General features: G+C 49.3%; 16 protein-coding genes and 1 tRNA gene. 13 read left to right on the forward strand and 4 right to left on the reverse strand.

The window, feature by feature from the left end:
• The first annotated feature begins 6 nt into the window (after nucleotides 1-6).
• The 3 genes from EIO64_RS01415 (at nucleotide 7) to EIO64_RS01425 (ending at nucleotide 5,127) form a co-directional block, all read left to right on the forward strand.
• On the forward strand, nucleotides 7-3,375 hold the full coding sequence (locus EIO64_RS01415; RefSeq protein ID WP_136890712.1) for an AAA family ATPase: 3,369 nt from the start codon (nucleotides 7-9) through the stop codon (nucleotides 3,373-3,375).
• Complete coding sequence (locus EIO64_RS01420) at nucleotides 3,372-4,844, forward strand: LlaJI family restriction endonuclease (protein WP_136890713.1); 1,473 nt, start codon at nucleotides 3,372-3,374, stop codon at nucleotides 4,842-4,844. The genes EIO64_RS01415 and EIO64_RS01420 overlap by 4 nt, the downstream gene beginning before the upstream one ends.
• Before the next feature lie 91 nt (nucleotides 4,845-4,935).
• The gene (locus EIO64_RS01425; protein ID WP_136890714.1) at nucleotides 4,936-5,127 is read left to right on the forward strand and encodes a macro domain-containing protein; all 192 of its coding nucleotides are present in this window, start codon (nucleotides 4,936-4,938) and stop codon (nucleotides 5,125-5,127) included.
• A gap of 124 nt (nucleotides 5,128-5,251) precedes the next feature.
• On the opposite strand, the gene EIO64_RS01430 is transcribed toward EIO64_RS01425, so the two are convergent.
• The gene (locus EIO64_RS01430; protein ID WP_136890715.1) at nucleotides 5,252-6,016 is read right to left on the reverse strand and encodes a sigma-70 RNA polymerase sigma factor region 4 domain-containing protein; all 765 of its coding nucleotides are present in this window, start codon (nucleotides 6,014-6,016) and stop codon (nucleotides 5,252-5,254) included.
• Nucleotides 6,017-6,334: 318 nt separating this feature from the next.
• Between EIO64_RS01430 and EIO64_RS01435 the strand changes: the two genes are divergently transcribed.
• From EIO64_RS01435 to EIO64_RS01460, 6 genes are all read left to right on the forward strand, one after another.
• Nucleotides 6,335-6,532, forward strand: a complete 198-nt coding sequence (locus EIO64_RS01435; protein ID WP_136890716.1) for a hypothetical protein — start codon at nucleotides 6,335-6,337, stop codon at nucleotides 6,530-6,532.
• Entirely contained in the window at nucleotides 6,529-7,074 is a 546-nt protein-coding gene (locus EIO64_RS01440; protein WP_136890717.1) for a helix-turn-helix domain-containing protein, read from the forward strand. Before EIO64_RS01435 ends, EIO64_RS01440 begins: the two co-directional genes overlap by 4 nt.
• A gap of 179 nt (nucleotides 7,075-7,253) precedes the next feature.
• Entirely contained in the window at nucleotides 7,254-7,688 is a 435-nt protein-coding gene (locus tag EIO64_RS01445) for a hypothetical protein (RefSeq protein ID WP_136890718.1), read from the forward strand.
• Nucleotides 7,676-9,616 carry a MobP3 family relaxase gene (gene mobP3, locus EIO64_RS01450; RefSeq protein WP_136890719.1) on the forward strand — a complete coding sequence of 647 codons (1,941 nt, stop codon included), beginning with the start codon at nucleotides 7,676-7,678 and terminating at the stop codon, nucleotides 9,614-9,616. The genes EIO64_RS01445 and mobP3 overlap by 13 nt, the downstream gene beginning before the upstream one ends.
• Nucleotides 9,617-9,684: 68 nt before the next feature.
• Nucleotides 9,685-9,903, forward strand: a complete 219-nt coding sequence (locus EIO64_RS01455; RefSeq protein WP_119981460.1) for a helix-turn-helix domain-containing protein — start codon at nucleotides 9,685-9,687, stop codon at nucleotides 9,901-9,903.
• A gap of 55 nt (nucleotides 9,904-9,958) precedes the next feature.
• A complete protein-coding gene (locus EIO64_RS01460; protein ID WP_136890720.1) occupies nucleotides 9,959-11,188 on the forward strand; it encodes a tyrosine-type recombinase/integrase in 1,230 nt (409 codons plus the stop codon).
• 89 nt (nucleotides 11,189-11,277) lie between these two features.
• Here EIO64_RS01460 and EIO64_RS01465 read toward each other — a convergent pair whose 3' ends face one another.
• The 3 genes from EIO64_RS01465 to EIO64_RS01475 form a co-directional block, all read right to left on the reverse strand.
• Nucleotides 11,278-13,071, reverse strand: coding sequence for an ATP-dependent helicase (locus EIO64_RS01465; protein ID WP_249390762.1), 1,794 nt, complete (start codon nucleotides 13,069-13,071; stop codon nucleotides 11,278-11,280).
• Nucleotides 13,068-15,290: an AAA family ATPase gene (locus EIO64_RS01470; protein ID WP_249390763.1), complete on the reverse strand. Its 2,223-nt coding sequence runs from the start codon at nucleotides 15,288-15,290 to the stop codon at nucleotides 13,068-13,070. The genes EIO64_RS01465 and EIO64_RS01470 overlap by 4 nt, the downstream gene beginning before the upstream one ends.
• A gap of 318 nt (nucleotides 15,291-15,608) precedes the next feature.
• Nucleotides 15,609-15,684: transfer RNA gene (locus EIO64_RS01475), tRNA-Pro, on the reverse strand.
• Between the two features lie 1,067 nt (nucleotides 15,685-16,751).
• Here EIO64_RS01475 and EIO64_RS01480 point away from each other — a divergent pair.
• Genes EIO64_RS01480 through EIO64_RS01495 form a run of 4 tightly spaced genes read left to right on the forward strand, consistent with a single transcriptional unit; the run spans nucleotide 16,752 to nucleotide 23,185 of the window.
• The gene (locus EIO64_RS01480; protein ID WP_249390764.1) at nucleotides 16,752-18,071 is read left to right on the forward strand and encodes a Wadjet anti-phage system protein JetA family protein; all 1,320 of its coding nucleotides are present in this window, start codon (nucleotides 16,752-16,754) and stop codon (nucleotides 18,069-18,071) included.
• 13 nt (nucleotides 18,072-18,084) lie between these two features.
• Nucleotides 18,085-18,654: a DUF4194 domain-containing protein gene (locus tag EIO64_RS01485; RefSeq protein WP_249390765.1), complete on the forward strand. Its 570-nt coding sequence runs from the start codon at nucleotides 18,085-18,087 to the stop codon at nucleotides 18,652-18,654.
• Nucleotides 18,651-21,992, forward strand: a complete 3,342-nt coding sequence (locus EIO64_RS01490; protein WP_136890722.1) for an ATP-binding protein — start codon at nucleotides 18,651-18,653, stop codon at nucleotides 21,990-21,992. The genes EIO64_RS01485 and EIO64_RS01490 overlap by 4 nt, the downstream gene beginning before the upstream one ends.
• Nucleotides 21,989-23,185, forward strand: a complete 1,197-nt coding sequence (locus EIO64_RS01495) for a Wadjet anti-phage system protein JetD domain-containing protein (protein WP_119311106.1) — start codon at nucleotides 21,989-21,991, stop codon at nucleotides 23,183-23,185. The genes EIO64_RS01490 and EIO64_RS01495 overlap by 4 nt, the downstream gene beginning before the upstream one ends.
• The last annotated feature ends 46 nt before the right edge of the window (nucleotides 23,186-23,231 follow it).

Consider the following 23,231-nt stretch of genomic DNA (forward strand, 5'->3'; position numbering starts at 1 on the left):
GTGTTTATGTCGTATTTCAACGAAATATCTGATTATGCAACATATTCTGGGCATGAAGCAGATTTTCATTTCTCCTATAATGCAAACAGTGGCGGCGGTCAGGCTTTTTTAGGTGGTCGGTTTTACGATGAAAATGGTCACTTGACTTCTCCGGAAACTTTAAACGGGCGAATCGTTGCGTTTAAATATCTCTTCCGAACCGAGAATGGTGAGGAAGTGTCTGTTGTTATTGATGATGAAAAAGCAAAATATGAAGTTAAACCACGAGGAAACGGCTCAACATCAATGAAACTTGGCATCGGGACCGATCGCGTGTCCCCGAGTAAAGTGGTGTCAGCGTTTATGATGTTGCCTCCTACCTGCGGCGTGAAAACGCCAAGCAATTTGCAATTATCCATATTAAGTGCAAATAATTATTGGCTTCAGTCCATGTGGCTTGAATGTAGCACAGAAACCGAAACACCGACTGAAGCTATTTTCATCGTGAAAGATTGCGTTTTTGGCGGTGGCGTGAGCAAGGAAACTACGGATCGGGCAGGCCGCTATTTTAAATTAGACATTGAAAAGCGGATTGCGGATATTATTGCTTTATCTCACAAAACAGATGCTTTTCGCGAAGAAATCGCAATGGCGATTAAGCTCTTTGCTGATATTTATCTTGGGCATCGCGCATTCAATTATGAAGAGTGCAATCAGGCAACGAAATCCCTTATGGAATTGCTTGCGCAGGATTTTCCAGATGTCTACTCAGGTATCACAGATCCGTTGTCTGCAATGCATGACATTGTGATAAAACAGAGTCATGAAAATACTGTCGATGCAGAGGACACCTCTGTTGATAACGAAGCCGCCTTTAAGGATTGGCTGGCACGTCTCCCAAAAGCAAACGGTGAGCTATATTCTGAAAATACCAGAAACCAGTATATCAGTGCACTTAAATCTGTTGCAAACCAGTTTGCAGATACTATCGGCCCTTTTACCTCTGTTTTTGAGATTGCTGATGTGGAGACATTTAAGAAAGTTGCTTCTGCCATCAAAGGTCATGCTACATATGAAGAGTTCAACCGTAGCCGTGGCAATGGCTCCTTATCCGCAGGCCTCGATTTGTATCGTCGTTTTTTGGAAGAACGGAATCCAAATGATGGGGTAGAATATCTCTCTCCTGCGTGGTTCAGACTTGCCGCTGAAAAGTATGTCCAAGTGGATACGGAGTCAAATGCTCTGTATCAGCAGTTTCAAAGTCTGTATGCCCCGGAAAAACTACGTACCCTCTCTGACGATGACCTGTTGGGGTATATTTTTCTCGGCGTAAATGATCGCAGTCTGTGCAATGCATTAGAGTTCGATGCCCAATATACACAGTTTGGCAGCATCGCTGGTGGCACCGCATACAAATACAATCTGTTCTACAGTAGAAATGAAGAAACCTGGAAGACCTCCTTCGGTGAAGGTGGGCAGCGTTCCGTGTCTCAAGAAGAGGCTCTTGAAATTGGCAAGCAAATCCGTGATGCTCTGGTGGCCGGTGCGGATGTTATCGCAAACCATGAAACACTTGCGACGGTCAACGACTACAATGCTCTACTGAATGAGTTGAACGCTGTCATTCCGCAGTATATCACCAAAATGTGGTTCTTGAAGTATTACCACATGATGTTCCCTCATATCCTGCCCAACTTTTACAATGAAGCATGGCAGAAACACATTCTCTGCAATTTGAACATTGTTCCTTCTGATGCGCAATTTATCCGTATGGGACAAATCAATGCTTTTGTAAATGAGTGTGGTATCTCAAACATCGTCTTTTCAAAAATCATTTTTGATAGTATAGGATCTCCAAAAACATTTTATCGAATTGGAACAGGCGACAATGGTATCTATTTTGGCGAGTGGCGACAGAATAACTACATTGCCATCGGTTGGAACGAATTAGGCGACCTCTCTGCTGCATACCAAGAGGATGCTGATAGCAAAGCAATAATCACCGATGCGTTAAAGAGCCAGTGGAATTATGATAACAGGCTGGCCTCGCGTAAATATGGCGAGATTAATAGTTTCTATTCGGCTGCAGCCGATACCACATACGCAGTTGCAATGGCAGGACAGAAGATTCTTGCTATCGGACTTGTGACTGGCGGTTACTTCTTTGATGAAGAAAAAGAATACGGTCACTGCCGACCTGTTCGCTGGCTCAAAGTTTTTGAGGAAGGAAAAACACTTCCTTTCGAGGGTGAAGGTAAGCTGACCACTTTCTATGAACTGAAAAACAGCGAAAATATATGCTACTTGTATTCTCTTCTGCATGGTCGTGATGAAACCGCTGTTTCTGTCACAGAAGAAGAAAATGTTGTAGCGCAAATCCGCCCGATCAGCTTCGCTACAGGTCTGAGCAGTGACCAACCCCGTAACCGTATTCTCTTTGGTGCCCCTGGTACTGGTAAGAGTTTTACGCTGAATCACGAAAAGGATCTGCTGCTTGCAGATGGTGGTGAGTACGAGCGCGTGACCTTCCACCCAGATTACTCCTACGCTAATTTTGTCGGTACATACAAGCCGGTGCCCTGCAAGGACAGCGATGGCAAGGACGCCATTACTTATTCCTATGTACCCGGTCCGTTCATGCGCACCTATGTGAAAGCCCTTCAGAACAGCAGAACTGATGCACCCAAGCCTTTCCTGCTTGTAATCGAGGAAATCAATCGTGCCAATGTTGCTGCCGTGTTCGGTGACGTATTCCAGTTGCTTGACCGTGGTGATGACGAGGTTAGTGAATATCCGATCCAGGCATCCGAGGACATCAAAAAGTATCTGGCAGAAGAACTCGGCGGCAACCCCGACGATTACGCTGAAATTCGCATCCCAGACAATATGTTCATCTGGGCTACCATGAACAGTGCTGACCAGGGCGTATTCCCGATGGATACCGCTTTTAAGCGCAGATGGGACTTCACCTATTTGGGCATCGATGACAGTGAAGCCGGAATTGTTGGCAAAAAGGTTGTCCTCGGTCAAGGCGATTATCGCCGTGTTGTGGAGTGGAATGCTCTCCGCAAAGCCATCAACAATGAGCTGCTCACTTATAAGGTGAACGAGGATAAACTGATGGGCCCGTATTTCATCTCCAAGAAAAATCTGCCGGAGGGTGAAATGATTGACCCTGCCGTCTTTACCCGTATATTTAAGAACAAGGTCATTATGTACCTGTTCAATGATGCCGCAAAGCAGAAGCGCATTACTCTGTTCGGTGGCTGCGATGAGAAGGCAAAGAACCAGTATTCCAAGATTTGCAGAGAATTTGACACCAAGGGTGTTTACATTTTCTGCGAAGGAATCAGTAGCCAGTTTATTGATAATGTCCCAGAGGATGATGGAGAATGATTTCAGTATTTTTACGAGAACAAAAACGCTATACCCAGGAAGACCTGGTTAAAGAGTTTCGTTGCTCCGAGGAAAAGACTGTCCGCATTCTGAAACGACTGAAAGAATATGGCGTTCTGAAGGCCGTAAAAGCAAATGACACACAGAAGGACCTTACCGATTTGGTGGACGAAGACATCGAAATCGCTGATGTTGAGGTCGGTGAAAACGAATATCTGTATGTGTTCACTTTTGTGGGTGTTATTACAATTGAGGGTCGTGTGTTGAAATGCTATCCGAAATATCTGCTCGATGCCACGGCCCCCAAAGCAGAACTGAAACAAGTGCTGAAGGTTCTGGAAAAGTACAATTCCAAGGAACAGATCATTCGTATGTACAACGATACGAGCGACAGCAGTGCATTTAATATGTTGGCTGTTATGCTGTTCCTCCTCCAGGATTATTTCGAGTATGGTGCCTACACCAACACGCAGGACATCATTGAATCCAACGGGTCCGGTGACATTCTTTGGGATAAGACCATCAACGAAACTTTCACTCTCTTAAGCAACAATCGGCCGTATTACCCGGAATTGCTGACCATGAAGCGTGTGAATGACGATTTCGATTTCTTCAAGCGTCTACATGAGTGTATCCTCACTCATTGCACGGAGGAATTGAGAGATGCCGATCTGTTGGATCTGTTCGATATTATGGGTGTCGATATTTCCGATGAGCATATCGAGGACTTTGGTGACAAGGAGTATGTCCTGGAGCGCATTGTCAAAGAACTTAATGTCCAGTTCAATACCCGGAAACAGCTTCTGCTGAAAACGCTATATGCCTATATAGCCAACAGCAGCGCACTGGACGATTTGGACTGTTTCAGTATGTTCGGCACAAACAGTTTTAACCTGGTGTGGGAAAAAGTCTGTGCGGAAGTGATGGACAACCAATTGCAGAAACCTATCGGTGGACTGCGATTGCCTATGCCGTTGGCCGAGCAATACCGTGATATGCGGCATAAGAAACTCATTGACTTGATTGATAAACCGCAGTGGTCTGGGAATGCTCCAAACGGTGAGTTGTTTATAAAGCAGGCCGAGGATACGCTCATCCCAGATCTTATTTCCATCGTTAATGCCGATGGGAACTATCAGTTTATTATTTTTGATGCCAAATACTATAACATCCAATTGGAGCATAACAAAAAGTTGCGTGGTCAGCCCGGTATTGAGTCCATCACCAAGCAGTATTTGTACCAGTTGGCCTATCAGCCGTTTGTGGAAGCACATCAGATTGGCACAGTGCGGAACTGCTTCCTCATGCCGACCTCTTCTGCTGAAATAGTCGAAAAAGGAACTGTGTCCCTTGATATGTTGAGCAAGTTGGGGCTACAGGATATTCAGATACGCCTTCTTCCCGCGCAAACAATGTATCGCCATTATATTGAAAACACAAAGATGGATATCAGAACACTTAATCTATAAAGGAGCTCGGCAACTTTACAGTTTTGCAAACAATGCAAAATATTTACAAACTCCTGATAGATAGTTTTGGAATGAAGTAGGTGGTGGTGTAATGCCTTTTGACATTGTTCGAAACGATATTCTGAATATGCAGGTGGACGCCATCGTCAACATTGCCAATCCAGAACCTATCCTTGGCTATGACTGTGATACTGGCATTCATAAAAAAGCAGGCCCAGAGATCCTCCAAGCAAAAAAGGTTGGATCTATCGGCGTTGGGCAGGTTGTTAAAAATGAGCGATAAAAGCAAGCAATAAAAGATGACGATAAAAAGCGTCGACAAAAATGTGACGGTAAAAACTGACAATAACACCACACTGCCGAAAGGAGCTGGGACCGGCGAGTCTCAGCTCCTTTTTTCATACTGACTATTCCTTTTTCTCTGATCCATTCAGGCTGGCCCAGTGCTGGCGCAGCAGCCGTTCTACTTCTCTGCGAAGGGAATTTTGGAACATGACAGCCATAACCAATGCGCTAAGCACTGCAGCCACAGACTCCAGCCAGGGATATGCGGCCCAAAGCTGTTCTCCCCAGCAAGCAAGCGGAACACCAACAAGCAGCATAAACAGCAAAATAATGATGACAACGTCGGGTCTGCCGTAGCCTTCACGTCTTTTGATTTTGGCCCGTATCTGTCGAAGCGCACGGGCTCGGATATCCCGGATGTTTCTGGACGAACACTGTTTGTCCTGTGCGACGGATTCAGTGGACTCGCCATTGATGACCGTGCGGAACAAAATCTCCCTCTGCAGTTCGGTCAGTGCATGCAGGGCGTCATAGATTTGGGTGTCCAGATACATGAAGGGATCTTCATCAGAACCCTCTGGCAGATACTTGCTTCGGTCAAACCAACGTCTGTCATTGTAAATCGCATTGCGTACTTCCTCCGGCAGGAACGCTTCCGGATTGTAAGATTGGGGCTGCTTTATATCCACATCCTCCAGAGTATCCGGTGCTACACGCTTGTGAAAGTTCGCCTCGCTGTAGTAGAGCATATGCTCCAGCTCCTTCCACTCCTCTGGATGCTCCTTCACCCATTGGTCTGCGGCAGCGGTAGCTTCCGGGTCCATTTCATGTATCCAGCGCCAGTCAGACCGAAGTTCTTTGTACGACTGAGTATCTTTGAAGGACATGAGCTCACCACCCTTTCTGCGTTCACAAAAAATTTACGATTCCAGACCTTCCGATTTTGCGAATTTTCTCTAAGTAATAATAGAAGGACAATTTCACCCGGGTGAGGTTGCCCCTGGTTCGGTACGGCACGGTATCCGCGCCGACGAATCCACATGACCTTTGACAGAGCATCTATGAGAGCATGAGCGCTCTCCGCCATACGGCGATCCGCTCGGAAGGTCATTCCATCTCTGGCCGTGTTCCCGGGAGCACGGCCTCTTTTTATTCTAACACGGAGGAGGCGAAAAAGATAGTTTACAGATGAGGGCAAAGGAGGAATGTGGATCACACAGCACACCCGAAAAACAAAAACCGCCGTGACTGCGGCAACAGTCCGGCGGCTCGGCGCACACACAGGCACGCACAAATTTACTGATAAAAGTATATCAGGTAAACAGCAGAAAAGCAATGAAAATTTTTCTGTTCCCTGTGTGAGCGTCATCGGACTCTACGACAATACAGGAGGTATGAATTGAGTTTCAACAAATGGCCCAAGCGCAGCGCAGAGAAAAACTATTTTATGGTACCAAACGAGATATTCAGCGTCGGTCTGGATTTTCGTGAGATCTCCATCTATTCCTATCTGCTCCGGTGCGAGAATCGTAAGACCTACCAGTGCTACCCCAGTTACAAAACCATCGGTCATGCGATCGGCATGAGTGAAAATACAGTGGCAAAGTATGTGCGGCAACTGGAGGAGAAAGGTCTCATCTACACGGAGCCGACGATGGTACGAAGCAAAGATGGCAGACCCCTGAACGGAAATCTGCTCTACACCATCCGCCCTATCTCAGGTGTACTCGAAGCGTTCTATGAGCGGCAGTTCCGGCAGGCAGAGGAGGCTGCCGCCCGCTATCGTGTGGCAGAACTCCTCAAAAAGTCCAACGCACAGGGCCGCCAGAACGCCTTGTGTGCGCCTTTCCGGGAGGAAGAGAGTCCCAGTCCCAACCAGGGGGTTGAAACCGGATGTGAGCCGTTTTCGGAGGGATTTGAGAGGACGAAAGAAAAAGCAGGATAAAGGCATGGCGTCGCAGGCGTCGCCGCAGCCGCCACTTCTGCCCGCAGTGCGGGCAGTTTCGGACGCTTGAAGCTGGCGTCTTTGAGAGACAAAAAAAGCTCCGATGGCGTCAGCTTCCCCGAAAAGCCCCGTGTTGCAGGGTTTTTCAAGGATGTCTTACAGCAAAAAGGAGGAATTGAATGAGTAAAGAAACCAGAGAGCGCATTGCATTCCGGATGCAGCCGGAAACCAGAAGAAGGATCGAGCAGTGGTACGCCGCCGACAACTGCCAGAGCAAAAATGAGTTCATCGAGAAAGCCGTGAACTTCTATGTGGACCATCTGGAGATACAGGACAACCAAACGCTTTTGCCTATGGCGATCCAGTCTGCCATTGACGGCAGACTGAGCAGAATGGAGGACTATATCGCCCGCAGAGATTTTACCAGATGCGTGGAGCAGGACATGACCAACGGCATCATCGCGGAAGCGTTCGAGATGGATCAGGATGATCTGAAGCGCAGGCGGGCACAGAGCGTCCGGAATGTGAAGACCACAAACGGTCTCATCTCGTTGGAGAAATACGCACGCTCCCGTCAGGAGCAGGACTGGGATGATGATGAATGGCAAGACTGATCCTCAAGAGCCCTTATATCAAAAGCACCGGAGGAGCCTCCGGATACCTTCGCTACATCGCAACGCGGGAGCGGGTGGAGCTTATCCCGGATGACCGTCCGCCCACACGAAAGCAGGAGCAGCTCATCGCCAAACTGGTCAAGGACTTCCCGGACAGCAAGACGCTCTACGAGTACGAGGACTACCTGACGAAGCCCACGAAAGTCAACGCCTCTGCGTTCATCACGCTGGCGCTGGAAGCCAACTGGGATGCCATCCACGAGTCAGACCAGTACATGAAGTACATCGCCACCCGGCCTCGTGCCGAGCGCATCGGCGCACACGGTCTGTTCGGTGATGAGGAAACGGTCTCTCTGGAGAAATCCATGGAGGAATTGGAGCGCTACACCGGAAACGTGTGGACGCATATCATCTCTCTCAAGCGGGAGGATGCGGTCCGGCTCGGCTTCGATAACGCCGCGGCGTGGCAAAATCTCATTCGGGCGCACCGCAACGACATCGCGGCGGCAATGAAGATACCGCCCGGTGACTTCCGATGGTATGCTGCCTTCCACGACGAGGGCGAGCACCCGCATATCCACCTGATGGCCTGGTCCGCAAAGCCGGGACAGGCCTATCTTTCCAAAGAGGGCATCCGTCAGATCAAGTCCAAGCTGACCAACGATATCTTCCGCAACGAAATGCTCCATCTCTACGAACAGAAGTCAGAGTCCAGAGATGAGCTGGTGCGCCAAGCGCGGCGGGCGATGCTGGAACTGGTGCGTACCATGCAGGACAGCGTATGTGACCACCCGGATGCCGAGCGGCTCATGCTGGAGCTGGCGGCGCAGCTCGGAACAGTCAAGGGCAAGAAATCCTACGGCTACCTCCCCAAACGGCTGAAGAATCTGGTGGATGAGATCGTGGACGAGATGGAACGGCTCCCAGCCGTGAGCAAGTGCTATGACCAGTGGCTACTCCTGCAAGGCAAGGTGGCTGCCTACTACCACGACAAGCCCCAGGAGCGCATCCCGCTCTCACAGCAAAAGGAGTTCCGGCAGATCAAGAATGCGGTCATTCAGGAAGCGGAGCGCCTGCGCTTGGGTGAGATCGGCTTCGAGGAGAAGGGTCTCAATCAGCAGGACGAGCCGGAGGAATACCGCAACGCCTCCTACGACTACTGGACACTGCGGGATGAGATCCGGGACGAGAGCCTGACCATGGAGGAGCGCGGCGAAGCCGTCTCTGAAATGGAAAAGCTGGCGGAAAGCGGCGATATGTACGCCCAGTACCTGATGGGAAAGCTCTGGCGGGACGGTCCTCTGCTGATACCCAACTCGGCGAATGCCCGGTACTGGTTTGAACAGGCGGCGGAGCAGGAACACATTGTGGCGCAGTACTCTCTGGCCAAGCTGTACCTCTCCGATGATGTGGAGGTACGGGATATCCGGCAGGGAATGAATTGGCTGTACACCGCCGCGGTCAACGGAAGCAGCTACGCCATGTATCGGCTGGCCAAGGAACTACTCAAAGGCGATTTGATCAAACGAAATAGTGATGCCGCGGTGGAGTGGTTCACCAGGTCGGCGGAGAGAGGAAATCCCTACGCCCAGTACATGCTGGGCAAGCTGTACCTCACCGGAAAGGAACTCCCCTGTGATGAGGAACGAGCAATCCACTGGCTGACCCGATCCGCCGAGCAGGGTAACCAGTATGCCCAGTATCTCCTGAACCATCTGGAAGAAAACCGCCCTCCCTCTGCAATGCTGGCAGTCACCCGGCTGCTCCATCACATGAGCCGGGTGTTCCGGGATAACTCCGTTCCCAAGTCGCGCCCCGGTGGTATCCAAATCGACCGTAAGCGGCTGAAGAAGCTGCAGGAGAAGCGCATGGCCCTGGGCCACAAGCTGGATGACCATGAGGAGCAGTGGCCCAATCTGACCATGTAAGAGGCGCAAAAACTGGGCCGCAAAACAAAGAATTAAATCCTTCTGGGCGGAAGGTAGAAAGGAACTGAATGAGAAAATCCAAATACAATTCTTTTGACGAACTCCCGCTGATGCTGACCGTGGAGGATGTGTCCCATGTGCTGGGCATCGGTCTGGCCCACGCCTACGAGGTGGCCCACCGCAGGGATTTCCCCACCATCACACTGGGAAGCCGCATCATCGTTCCCCGTGACAAATTCATGGAATGGATCGACGAACAGGCCGCGAAAAAATCTGAAATATTTTAGTAGCTATTCCAAAAACTCTGTGGTATGTGTTTGTGTTAAAAAGGAGGGATCATAAATGGCAAAGAAACGAGCCAACGGCGAGGGCAGCATCCGCAAAAAGCCCAGCGGCCGCTGGGAAGGCAGATATACCCAGGGCATCGACCCAGTCACCGGCAAGGCCATCCAGGAAAGCGTGTCCGCCAAGACCCAGGCGGAGTGCAAAGAAAAGCTGGCGAAAGCCATTCGGGAAAACCGGGGCGTGCCGCTCAATCACACGGGCGACTACACCGCAGCGGAGTGGTGCCGCCTGTGGTTTGAAACTTACAACAAGCCCAACATCCGCTACAACACCGCCAAGGGCTATGAAGGGATCATTGAACACCACATCATCCCGGCCATCGGCGCGATCAAACTCAAACAGCTCTCGTCCATCCACATCCAGAGAATGTATAACGACCTGAAAGAAAACGGCAGGATGCCCCGTGGGGCGAAACAGAATGACAAAGCCTTGTCCAACACCTTCGTGCGGCGTGTCCATGCGGTGCTGCAGGCGGCGCTGAAGCAGGCGGTGAAAGAGCGGCTCATCCCGTACAACCCCTGCGAGAACTGCCGCATCCCGCCCAAGGACAAGAAAGAGATGACCATCCTCCCGCCGGAGAAGATCGGCAGATACCTCCAGGAAGCGGAGAAGTACGGCGTCCTGCCTATGTTCTATCTGGAGTTGTCCAGCGGCCTGCGCCGGGGCGAACTGCTGGCGCTCCAGTGGACAGATTTGAATGTAAAAGAGCGCATTCTGACGGTGAATAAGCAGGTCACCCGCATGGAGGGCGAGCTGGATGTGACAGAACCGAAAACGAAAAACTCTGTCCGCAAGGTGGCGCTGTCGCAGCAGGCGGTCGACCTGCTGGTACAGGAGCACGAGCAGCACCCGGACAACCCCATCCTGTTCCCGTCGCCCCGCACGGGCGGCTACTGGAGTCCGGACGCCGTGTCGAGGATCAACCGGAAGCTGCTGAAAAACGCAGGCATCGAGGAGCACGTGCGCTTTCACGACCTCAGACACACTTTCGCCACGATGGCAATCTCCAGCGGTGTGGATGTGAAGACCCTGTCCAGTATGCTGGGCCATTACAGCGCCGGGTTCACTCTGGACACCTATACGCATATCACCAACGATATGCAGCGAGGCGCGGCAGAGAAGATCGGCGGCTTCATGGAATCGGCCACGGCTAAGCCGGAACCGGAACCGCCTGATCCGCCGGAGGAGAGCCGGTGCAAGGTGATACCTTTTGAAAAGGTAGTCTAAGTGAGCAAAGGGATTCCCTGGATCACTTTTGTTGTCCAGGGAATCCCTTTAGGATGTATTAGAAAACACTAATTACTAATATGGAGCCTTCAGTAATCACTTCGACTATCTTGAAATTCCTGCAATGCAACCCAAAACGGCGAAGGTTCTTTACTGAACCATCTCCCATATTGATTTTGCAAATTCTTTGAACGAATAAGAATACACGCTTTTCTTGCACGACTAACTGATACAAAACAAAGCCTTCGGGCTTCTGCCAGTTTTCTTGGAGTGTTATCATAGTAGCTGGGAAAGCTATCCTTTTCCATGCCCGGCAATATCACAACATCAAATTCAAGCCCTTTGGAGCTGTGCCTGGTTGTTAGGACAACTTGATTTTCTGGGATACCAAGCCGTGTTAGAAACTTAATCGTTAGCTGCGTATCGTGGCTTCGTGCTGTTTCGAGCAACTTATTGTAATTATCAATCTCGTCAGGATATCGCTCTGAAGCAGTAAAAGCAGAAACAATTCCCACCTTTTTGTCAAGATAGCATAACCATTCCGATAGATTATCCTTATAAACCTTACTTGCAGTTAAAGTTTGAAAAATTGTTCTTTTAAGTAAAAAGTAATCGTCTTCACTAATGATCCGCTTTTGAGAAATAAACGATTTCCAAGTTGAGCAAATTTCATCAAATGAGACGGAGCATTTATCCGAAACCCACTTTGCACAGTTTTGAATCCAGATAATAAGATCTGTTAATCTAAATGTTTGACGAGCAATATACGCCGGAATATTTTGTCTGGAACATTCTTGTGCCAATTCTGTTACTTGTTTATTATTTCCGACTAAAACTGCTATTTCGTGGTATGGTATGCCTTCTGTGTGAAATCTGGATATCTGCTCAATAACTCTTTCATATTGTTCATCCATCCCTTTGGAACATTCGATGAATTCCAGTTTGGCGTGGTAGTCTTGGAGCTTTCCAGAAGCAATATATCCCCGGCTACTTTTTAGAACATATTCCGAGGCATCTACTATTGTTTGTGAACTTCGATAATTGTTTTTCAGGTGAATGCAAGAAACATCTTGGCGTTGGCTTAATTCTATAAGGTAATCAGGAGCTGCTCCTTGAAAATCATAAATTGATTGATCTGCATCCCCAACAGCAAAAACTTTAATTCTTGTAAGATTTAATAGCGTTAAAATAAGTTCATGAAGCGGTTTTCCCAAATCTTGATACTCATCGACAATAATCCAAGGATACTTAGCCTCAAGTGCTTTGCGTACATAGGACTCATTTTTAATGAGTTCTACAGATTTTTTCACCATGCTGATAAAATCGAGATACTCGTTTTGTATCAAGAGTTCTTCAAAAGAGATGGCAGCCTTTAGTGCAATATCATAGCTTTCTATCGCAACACGACTAATTCCCTTTATATTCCTTGTGCGCTCTTTATCTACATCAATGAGCTTTGGAGTTCCCTCATAATTCTGAGAATTAAAGAGACGATTCTTTTCAGCTTCAGAGATAATCCGGATAGGCAGTGGTATTTTGTATTGCGGATATAGGGCTGCGAAAGGAGTAATAATTTCTGAAAGACAAAAACTGTGAACTGTACCAAGAAAAACATTTTTGCGCTTTTCCAACCCTAACTTTACTAACCGACTTTTGAATTCTCGGACAGCCTCCGTACTATATGTTAAACATGCAAGGCCGCGTGGTGGATAAATCATCTCGGCTAATAGTTGCATAACTTTCAAAGTCAAAACTGTTGTTTTCCCACTTCCAGGTCCAGCAATTACAACTGTATTATTTACAGCTTTATATGCAGCAAACTGCATGTCATCTTCGCTTATTTCCTGCAATTTTTTCTCAAAATAAGCATTCACCACATTCACCTAACTTTTGCAACAATCGCATCTATTGCATTCGATATATATTCTGGAATTATCGAGGCAGATATATGAGTGGCTAACCGTTGAGCGAAGCGGCCTTTACCGATTCCACTATAAGTTGACTCTATTTTGGAAAGGCACTTGTTATACCTTCCAGAGGAAAGCTCTGCAGAGAAGTTATTTTTTTGAACCTGGCCACCATTTGTTAGTTGATTAAAAATAGAACATAGAACATCTCGATCTGGCCCAGTGGCCTTTTTGAAGATATCCACCTCAAGTGTGTATTCACCAATATAAGTGCCAAATGTTTCAAAGTATTTGCGCTTTTCCTCATTATTCAAATGGATATACTCCGGATCAACAGAGCCTTGATACATTCGATAAATACGATCAATCCCATCAAAGCCCTTGCCCACATGGTTTGCATCTTCAATATCTCCAAAATGCTTTTTTTCATCAACTATATGATAATAATCACCATCAGTGATAATAACATAAGGAATACCAAGTGCACCTACGAAACGACAATACGGTTCAAAATTCGTAGAATTTATGTTACAAATCACTACGCCGAGACGATCAAGGTCGTATCCTTTGGCTTTTGAAAAACTGGGAACCAAATATTCTTCGGAAATTCCCTCCACAAAAATAATACCTTTAGCAGTATAGAGTTCGCCTCGTTTGACATCAATGTATCTTGTTAAATCCGCATAATCGTCCTCAGACAAATCAATGCCTGCTGTTGTTTTTACCTCGGTACCATCTTTTGTCGTAATTAGATGAACAAGAGACGTAATGGGTGCAACTGAGGATATATGTGTTGAGTGAGTTGTGATTATTACAGAGGTGTTAGTTTTGTTCATAATATGGCGATAGAGAAGCCGTTGATAAATTGGATGGAGATGCGATTCGGGCTCCTCGACAGCAAGAATGGTGATGCCATTCGCTGTTGGAACAAAATCCGAAAAGAACGCATATAGACCATCGTATAATGTGGCATCTTGCAGAGCCGCAAGATTCAAGGCGTAGTCATCGGAGCTGGCGGATTTTTCATAACTTCTTTCAAGTAAATGTTCATGATCCTGTTTTATCAATTCACGATATAAATCGCCGGATAGGAATGTTTTGATAGTATCATCTTCAATGAGTAGTAGAATCAAAGCTACATAGAGAATATTGTTGATTCCCAAACTTGTGTTGCCCGTTTCTCGGCTGTTAATTAGAGGTCGTAGGGCATAAAGAAGTTTAGTTGCATCGATATTCATTGTTTTCAGAGAAATACTGAACTCATCTGCACTAAAGGACACCATGTCATTCAATAACCGTTGCAGCCTATTCTCTAAATCATTTACTTGACCAATTTGTAAAGTATCTGCACCTTTTTCATCAAGAGCCTTTGATATCTCTAAAAGTACACTCTTGCTGACAGAATATTTTTGCTTAATAATTTGTGTTAGAGGAGAAGTTCGGGAACTTTTCATTTCTGCCTCAACATCACGGATGGCTTTTATCACACGAATATTAAGCATTTTTCGATCTTCATATGTAAAAGCCCTGCTTTCATCGTTTCCCTTATAGATGATGTAGCTATAGTCTGGTTTTGTAGCATCTTTTTTAAAAAACTTGTAGCTGATTTTTAATGTTTCTTTGCCTTCTACCATTACCGACGCATCAGCCAACTGGGCAAGCAAATTCTTATTATCCTCGAAATTTGCGAGATAGATCTCAATCAATATATAATGCCCATTATCCATAGGGTTTTCTATACCATCCCAAAAATCGGATTCTTCAAGCATTCTGTCTTTTTCAGAAAGCGTTGGATCAAGAATCAGTTGAAGTGCGTAAAGAAGATTACTTTTGCCGACTGCGTTTTCGCCAATTAATACCTGCTTTTCGCCAAGAGAAAAATCTGCTGAATGGAAGTTTCTAAAGTTTTCGATATGAACTCGACAAATATACGGTTGAGTTTTCATCCGGTTTACCTTCTTTCGCACGATCTTCCAGTTTCTTGTTCCAGCGGAAGTATCAATGATATACTCTTTGCTACATGTAGTGCAGTGAAGATATACACTATGCTCTCTAAATCCTGGAATGTTGTCATGCTCCTCGATAATTGTTCCTTTTCCACATGGACATTCGTATTCATAATATTCTGTGTCGCCAGCGCCTGCACCGTATCCTGAATGCTGTTCACACTTAGCAATAATTCTTTTAGTCCGCATATACATCTGCCCCTTTTTGCAAAAAAGCCGCGTGGGAGTACACCCACACGGCGGCCTTGGTGATACAAAGGCTCACCGTAAAATAATTATAAGGGATAATGCCGAAAAATTCAAGTTTCCGTCGTATCTGCGGCGAAAATACCGAGTTGCACCCGTTAGGGATTGGTTAGGGATTTAGCGGTTTTTGCCACTCTACCATACAAGGCTACAACGACAATTTTACCTCTCTGACCACAGTTGAAATGTGGTCAAGTGAAACTCAAAAACAAACTTTTAACGCAGAAAAACCGCCTAAAAAGGCGGTTTTTCAAAGAAAGGTGGTCGGAGTGCAGGGACTCGAACCCTGGGCCTCCTGCTCCCAAAGCAGGCGCGCTACCAACTGCGCAACACCCCGTTATGAAGTTAGGCGATCCGGCTGGGCGTATTCTCCCAAACCACCCGCGCTACCAACTGCGCTAATCCCGGATATTCGATTTTTCTGCATGATACTATGCGGAGAAGGAAAAAGCAAGTTTTTCGTGTCTGTGGGCAGTGCTGTGGTCAAGGCCGGTTTTGCGGGGGATCTTCAGGCGGGGGATTTCCGCCACAGGCTACTGTCCCAAGGACTTCCGGGCTTTCACTTTTGGGGGAATGGATAGACCGTCTATCCTCCCAAAGCAGGCGCGCTACCAACTGCGCTACACCCGGATATGAAGTTGTGGGGTGGCCCGGGCGTATTCTCCCAAAAGAGGTTCTCAGCATTTTTTATAGTTGTTTATAGTAATTTATCATCATTTCTGCTCCAACCCAGTTACTTTCTAGCGATCTTGTTTCCACTGTTTCCGTGTATTCCAGCTCTGTCTGTGGTCTTGCATGTGGTCAGCGGAAAAGTTTCGGCCAGAATCCCTGCCCCACAGTGACACCCTAGGTGGTACAATTTACCTCAAAGTTTGAAAAATGGTACCTCTATCTCGAAAAACATACAAGACTTTTTTGAGAGAAAACCGATCAATTTTTGTGTCGCTATATCAAAGAAAACATCTGTCAAGAACTCCCCCCAAAAATCCGCCGTAGTCTCTGAGGCTACGGCGGATTTTCTTGAATGCTCAATTGCTACAGGTGCCCGGATTTTATAATGGCCCTAAAAGAGGTTGTCATTCACCCCATCTCTTTTTTGCCGATGATATTTCAGGTATTGGAGATGCGCTTGACACAACCGGAATATTCCTATAAAGTTAATCTTGACAAAGCTGGCTACCAAAAAATAACAGGACCATACTCTTTTTGATTGCTTGCTGTAGAAACAACCCAGAGAACAGTCCTACAAAAAGTTTTTTCACGAATAAGCCTGATGCTTTAGATACTTTAGCCGTTCTCTCTGCCTGAATGGGAGGCCTCAAAATGAATCTTTTTGATTTACTCAATCCGAGAATGTTCCGGCCGCTGACAGGGCGAAATCAGCGCATTTATGCTGACTTGCTGATGCTGATCTGGGACAGATGCAGCACATCCCAGGACTACAGCATCGGGAAAGGTGCTCTTACAGAACTGGCAGAGACCTATATGGAAGGACTGGGCACGATCCTGCCGCTTGATGAAGAGGATTCCCCGGGCGAATCAGCCACGGATGCCAGGAGCCAAGGATTGCTGTTTGTGCGCCGTTTACGGGACGCAGGGTGGGTGGAAGATCTGGAGGGCGGATATGAGGAGGAAAACCGCACGGCCCTGTCTGCCCTGGCTGTCCGTCTGCTGCAACTTTTTGATGAACTGCTCCATCCCAAGACTGTCACATACAGCGGAAAGCTTTTAAAGGCTTATCGATTGCTCCAGGACATGGAGCACGAAAAAAGCCCTTATGAAAATGTGCTCAAAGAGGTCTCCGCTGACATGGCGGACCTGAACACCTCTCTGCGGCAGCTCAATGCATCTATCGGGAGCTACATCGACCAGCTGACTCGGAATCGGACCCCTCAGGAAGTCTTGGACCTATTTCAGCAATATGAGGACGAAGTCGTGGTGGCGGCCTACCACCGTTTTAAAACCAGTGACAATCTGTTCCAATATAGGACAGAGATCCTAGAGGGCTTGGATGCCTGCAACGGGCAGTATGCTGAGGCATTGGCTGCGGATTACTGCAGAGTGGAGCGGGTCAGCGAGTCGGAAGCCGCCATTGCAGTACGAAGGCTGGTTCAGAAAGTGCGGGATGATCTGGAGATTATGCGGGATCTGCTCTCGGAGATCGATCGCAACCATGTGACCTACCGGAAGCGGGCTGTGCAGCGGGCACAGTTCATGCTGCTCTCCGACGGCTCCGCTCAAGGAAAAATCAGCGATCTGCTGCGGTATTACGCCCAAACCATTCAGCGCCCGGAAGAGCTGTTCGAGCCAGACGAGAGCCCCTTGAGCCGCCATTGGAAATTCTATCCCACAGAGATCCTAGGCAGGAACTTTCTCAAGCCAGCCGTTAACAGCCGAAAACCCACTCCTATCGAGCAGGCACCTCCGGAACCGCCCATATCCGAGGAGGAACTCCAGCGCCAGCAGGAACTGCTGCTGGAATATGTCCGCCAGGCGGTCACTCTGGAAAATGTAAATCGTTTTGCCGGCCAGGTGCTGAACCACCGAGAGACGGTTTCCGCTCTGGAACTGGCTTCCACGCAAAGTCAGGAATTTATCAAAATCATCGGACTTCACACATACTCACAATCCCCCGACCGCAATTATGAGATCTCCGAACAGGAGGAATGGGTCTCCTGCGGTGGGTTCCGATTCCAGCAGTTCTGGATACGCAGGCGAAGCTGAAAGAGAGGTTTCTATGGACGTAAGAGAGGTCGCCAACTATTTGCTCAACCACTGCTTTCTTCCGTCGCAGGCGGAAGACCTGCTGGAAAAGCATTACTATGCGGTCAATCACTTGGAGGAGCTGCGCCGGATCTTCAAGCCCCTTGGCTATACGGTTGTCTACCATTCCGCGCCTCTGAAGGTGATCGCACTGGTCAGCGAGTATGAGGGCAACCAAGCGAAGCTGAATAAATATGAGAGCATCCTGCTGTTAATTTTCCGGCTACTGTATTTGCAAAAGCGGGAGAAGCTCTCTCTGGATGGAGCGCATGTCGTCGCCACAGTGGGAGAGATCCAGGAGGAGTATCAAAAGCTGGGTCTTCCCCGCAAGCTGGACCGGATCACGCTGGAAGCCATCCTGCGGACCCTCAAGACCTACAATCTGGCAAAGCCGCTGGACCGTCTCACCGAGGAAGAAGCCAAAATCGAGATCTATCCCACTGTTATTCTGGCGTTGCCAGACAATGTCCTGAAGTCATCCAGGGATGAGACGGCAGCGGCACTGGACAAATACCGCAAAGCCGGTGAGGAGGATGATGTATGATTGCACTGTGCCGCCTGCGGCTGATCAACTGGCATAATTTTGTCAACGACCTTCTGAATATCCAGCAGATCACCTATCTGATCGGCGTCAACGGTGTGGGCAAGACCACGATCCTGGACGCCCTGCGGTATTGCCTCACCACGAGCAAAAGCTTCAACGCCCTGGGCAACCGCAAGAGCAAGCGAACACTGCTGGGCTCGGTACACGGCAAACAGCGGGATCAGGACGGAGACCGTCCCCGGTACAGCCGCAAGGGGCATACTGTATCCTATGTCGGCGCCGAATTTCGGGATGATACCGCAGCCCCTGGGAAGGACACCTTTGTCATTACGGTCCGGGTGGAATCTGAGAAACCTGACGAGGACATGCGTCACGTACAGCAGCGCTGGTACATCTCTCCCCGGGGCGTCATGCTGGAGGACCTCCCCTTCCTGGGCCCCGACTATATTCCCACAAAGCGGGAACAGTTCTGCCCGAAAAATGGGAAAATGCGGGATACCGACAATCAAAAGCTGGCAAAAGACCTGATCTGCCGCGCGCTGGGGATTGGAGCAGCAGACTCCCCGTTGGGGAAGAAATTCTGTGCGGTATTTCCCATGGGTACCGGGATGGACGACATTGAGGACTTCCGGGAATTCATCTATCACTACATCCTCCCCCAGCCGGAAATTGACCCCCAAGCACTGCAGCAGGAGCAGATCGAATTGGATCATCTGAACGACGTGCTGCTCCAGGCAAAGGAGCGGGCGCAGCTGCTGACGGAGATCGGTACCCTGGGTGAAACTGCCCGTTCCAAGCAGCGGGACTGCAGAGTGAACCAGGGGTTTGTTCTATATGCCAGCCAACAGGCGGCAGAGGGGGCAGAGGAGCAGATCCTCTCTGCCATCTGCGACGGAAACCGGGAGATCGACCGTCTGCAAGAAGAGCTGCAGTATCAGAAGGAGCGGACGGAGCAGGCCCACCAGCGGTGGATGGATGCCCTGCGGGAAAACCAGAACAGCCCGGAACGCCAGCAGCTGCAGGTCTTCGAGGATCTGGTAAAAGACCGTGAAAAAGACTACACGGAGGCCCGAAAAGCCCTCTCCTCTCTACAAAACGCCAAACAGGAGCTGGAAGCCCTCAATCGAAAGCTGTCCGACTGCAGACGAGCACTTCCGGCCGAACAGATGCCGGATGCCATTGAGCAGCTGCCGGAGCAGCGGCAGACGGAGCAGCTCACCGCCATGGAACAATTGCTTCGGGAGCGGGAAGATTCCCTGGATCAGGAGGAATTTCAGGTCCGAAGCGATCTCCAACAGCTGAAGGAGCGGCAAAAAGCCCTTCAGGCGAAAATTGAAACGCTGGAAAAGGGCCAGTTGGTCTATCCGGATCAGGACCGGGCAAAACGGGTCTGCCAGGCCATCAACCGGGAGTTGGCCCAGCAGGGTATGGAGGCCGATGCCCGCATTCTCTGCGAGATCCTGACGGTACAAGAGCCCGACTGGCAGGCGTGTATCGAAGCCTGTCTGGGAAACCGCCGCTTCGACATTTTCGTCTCCCCCCGGCATTACCGTACCGCCAAACGGGTATTTGAGCATCTGAAAGCCGAGGTCGGACAGGTCAGCCTTCTGGACAGTCCTGCTCTGGAGCGGGATGGCGAAAAAGACGCCGCCTCCCCGCAACTCAGTACTCTCGCCGCCAAAGTCACCAGTGAAAACTGGCTGGCCAAATACTATGTGCAGAACCTGCTGGGGCAAATCGTCTGCTGCGATACGTCGGAGGCGCTGGAAGCGTATCCCCAGAGCGCCACAAAAGATCTTCTGCGGCACTATCCTTATCGGTTGGCACGTCTGCGAACGCCCGTGCTGTATATCGGTATGGAAGCCCGCAAGCAGCAGCTGAAAGCTGCCTGGGAGGAGTTTTCAGCTTTGCGCGGACAGCTGACCGAGTGCACCGCCCAGGCACAGTCCCTGCGGGATATTCTGGAGCAATGCCGCCGCGTTCTGCACAGCAGCGTTCTGGAGGATCTGCGCAAAAACTGGGGCAGCGTCCAGCGGCACCAAGCCAGTTGGCAGGCGCTGGAGCAGGCACGGCAGGAATACGAGATGTGGAAGGAAAATCCCATTCTCCAGGCAAAGATCACCGCCGAACATCTCTGCCAGGAAGAATGGACGCGGCAGGATCAAAAGCGGGTGGAAATCGAAGCCACCCTCCGCTCCCAAACGAATAAAGTCCAGGAAAAACAAGGGATGCAGGAGCAGGCCAGCCGGGAGGCGGAAGACGCCAGAGCAGGCTGGCTGGCGTTTTGCCAGCAGGAACCCTTGCTGCAGACAGAGGTAGAGAAAAAATATCAGGACGCAGCCCGCAGCCGTCCCCCGGACAAGATCGTCCAATACCAAACGAATTATCAAAATCAGGTGGATAAAGCATTGGACGAATGGCTGCGGGATCAGCTGATCCCCAGGCAGCGGGAGTATAACACCATCTACACCTGTGATTATCCTCTGGGGCTGGATGGCATCGAGACCTTCCGGGAACAGCAGGAACGGCTGGTTCATGTAGATCTGGAACGGTACTCTACCAGTCTGCACCAGGCACAAGAACGGTGCCGCCAGCGCTTCCGTGAAGACATTCTTTATCGGATGAAGGACGATATCTATAACGCCAAGCGGCAATTCCGGGAACTCAACCACACAATGGAAAACCTGCAGTACGGTGAGGAGGTCTATCAGTTCGTTGTCCAGGCCAGCGCCGATCCCGAACGCCGGGCATTTTATGATGTAATCATGCAGGACAGCAACCGGCGGATCCAGGGGGACGGCAGTATCGAAGATTTTCTGGCCCGCAATGACCCGGCCTACGAAACGCAGGTGGACGAATTGATGGAGCGGATCCTAGCAGAGCTGAAAGCCAATGCCCAGCGCCGCCAAGAGGGAAAGCATCTGGCCACAGAGCTGTCTCGCTATGTGGACTACCGGTACTACCTGGAATATGATATTGAGTGCCGCAACCAGATCACCGGCGGCGTGACCCGCCTCTCTGCGGTCAGTCAGGACAGCAGCGGCGGAGAGAATCAGGCGCCGTTCTATATTGCAATCTGTGCATCCCTGCTGCAGATCTACGACAAATGCGAGAACAGCATTCGCCTGGCACTGCTGGACGAGGCGTTCAGCCGCATGACCAGCGACCGCATCCGCCCCATGATGCAGATGCTGCGCAAAATGCAGCTACAGACGGTACTGATCACCACAGTGGAAAAGGCCTCGGCCATCCAGCCCTACTGTGACACCACCTGTTCCATTATCAAAAGCGGTACGCGCAATGCTGTCCGCCCATTTTATCAGGATGTGAGGGAATGATGGACTACACCCACGAAATTCTCACGGCGATGGTGGATCGCTATGAACGCAGGAAAGGAACTTCTGCCCAGAACGGTAAGCCCCAGCGGGCGGTAACCTTTGATCTCGCAAAGTATTATCCCATATACCGGGACCACCTGAGCGAGGAGGAGCAGGCCATTGACGATGCGGTGACGCGCCTTTCCAGTTGGCAGATGGTTGCCGCCCCCCGCAGTGCCCAGGGATACTACACCAAGATTACTCTGCGGCTGGACCACATTCAGGAAATCTATGAATTTTTAGGGCGGAAACCAGCCCAGGAAACCCGGCAGGAGCAACTGCAGCTTCTATTGGATGCCCAGAGACAAAACCCGGATACTCTCTCCAGCCGCTTCGCCGGAGAGCTGATGGCCGCACTGCAGGCAGGACGTTCACCGGGATACGGCCTTCAGGGGAATGTTGAGAAACTACGGGATGTTCTGCTGGCTCTGGAAAAAATCGGGCAGTTAAACAAAGAGACCTATGTGCGCAACTTTTCCGAGGCCGTATTCCATGACTCCAAGCACTTTCACTCTATTTCCGGGATTATCCGCAGTATTCTCTCCGATTTGACAGACCAGCCGGTAGAAAAGAAGCAGATCCTGGAATATTACAATCTTTTGGAAAATCCAACCTACCTCTATTTGAAAGGAGGCTGGATATTGGAGTTTCCGGACTCATGTATCCGTGTTACTGATCTTCCAGGTGGTATCGGTTTGACCTCTGACGGTTTGAGTGCCATACGGTCTGTCCTTTTGGAGCCCCGGACAGTCATTACCGTAGAAAACCTCACTACCTATCACGACATTCCCTCAGACGATCGAGCCGTTTTATATCTGGGTGGTTTCCCAAATTCCGCACGGGCAAGTTTTCTTCGTATGGTTTACGCTTCCAAACCGGATGCTGTTTATCTGCATTATGGAGATCTGGATCCATACGGTCTTTTGATACTGGAAAACCTGAAACAAAAAACCGGAATTCCATTTGCCGCTTCAGGAATGGATCTTGCTACCCTGCAAGCTTGTTTCCAGGCAGGACATTACCGTCCGCTGACCGCAGAAGATCGGAAAGTCATGCAGTCACCTATGCTCTGTGCCTACCGGGAAATATTTGCCTTCATGCAGGCACATAACTGTAAAGCGGAGCAGGAATCTCTCTCTGCAATGAAATTATAACTGCCGCCCTGGTATCCATAGGTCGGAGGCAACTTGCAAGGCAGAC

Origin of the sequence: Dysosmobacter welbionis (assembly GCF_005121165.3) — a bacterium.
Classification (GTDB): Bacteria; Bacillota; Clostridia; order Oscillospirales; family Oscillospiraceae; genus Oscillibacter; species Oscillibacter welbionis.

Coding starts and splice junctions, on each gene's coding strand:
- EIO64_RS01415 (WP_136890712.1), top strand. CDS start 7: ATGTCGTATTTCAACGAAATATCTGATTATGCAACATATTCTGGGCAT.
- EIO64_RS01420 (WP_136890713.1), top strand. CDS start 3,372: ATGATTTCAGTATTTTTACGAGAACAAAAACGCTATACCCAGGAAGAC.
- EIO64_RS01425 (WP_136890714.1), top strand. CDS start 4,936: ATGCCTTTTGACATTGTTCGAAACGATATTCTGAATATGCAGGTGGAC.
- EIO64_RS01430 (WP_136890715.1), bottom strand. CDS start 6,016: ATGTCCTTCAAAGATACTCAGTCGTACAAAGAACTTCGGTCTGACTGG.
- EIO64_RS01435 (WP_136890716.1), top strand. CDS start 6,335: ATGTGGATCACACAGCACACCCGAAAAACAAAAACCGCCGTGACTGCG.
- EIO64_RS01445 (WP_136890718.1), top strand. CDS start 7,254: ATGAGTAAAGAAACCAGAGAGCGCATTGCATTCCGGATGCAGCCGGAA.
- mobP3 (WP_136890719.1), top strand. CDS start 7,676: ATGGCAAGACTGATCCTCAAGAGCCCTTATATCAAAAGCACCGGAGGA.
- EIO64_RS01455 (WP_119981460.1), top strand. CDS start 9,685: ATGAGAAAATCCAAATACAATTCTTTTGACGAACTCCCGCTGATGCTG.
- EIO64_RS01460 (WP_136890720.1), top strand. CDS start 9,959: ATGGCAAAGAAACGAGCCAACGGCGAGGGCAGCATCCGCAAAAAGCCC.
- EIO64_RS01470 (WP_249390763.1), bottom strand. CDS start 15,290: ATGCGGACTAAAAGAATTATTGCTAAGTGTGAACAGCATTCAGGATAC.
- EIO64_RS01480 (WP_249390764.1), top strand. CDS start 16,752: ATGCTGATCTGGGACAGATGCAGCACATCCCAGGACTACAGCATCGGG.
- EIO64_RS01485 (WP_249390765.1), top strand. CDS start 18,085: ATGGACGTAAGAGAGGTCGCCAACTATTTGCTCAACCACTGCTTTCTT.
- EIO64_RS01490 (WP_136890722.1), top strand. CDS start 18,651: ATGATTGCACTGTGCCGCCTGCGGCTGATCAACTGGCATAATTTTGTC.
- EIO64_RS01495 (WP_119311106.1), top strand. CDS start 21,989: ATGATGGACTACACCCACGAAATTCTCACGGCGATGGTGGATCGCTAT.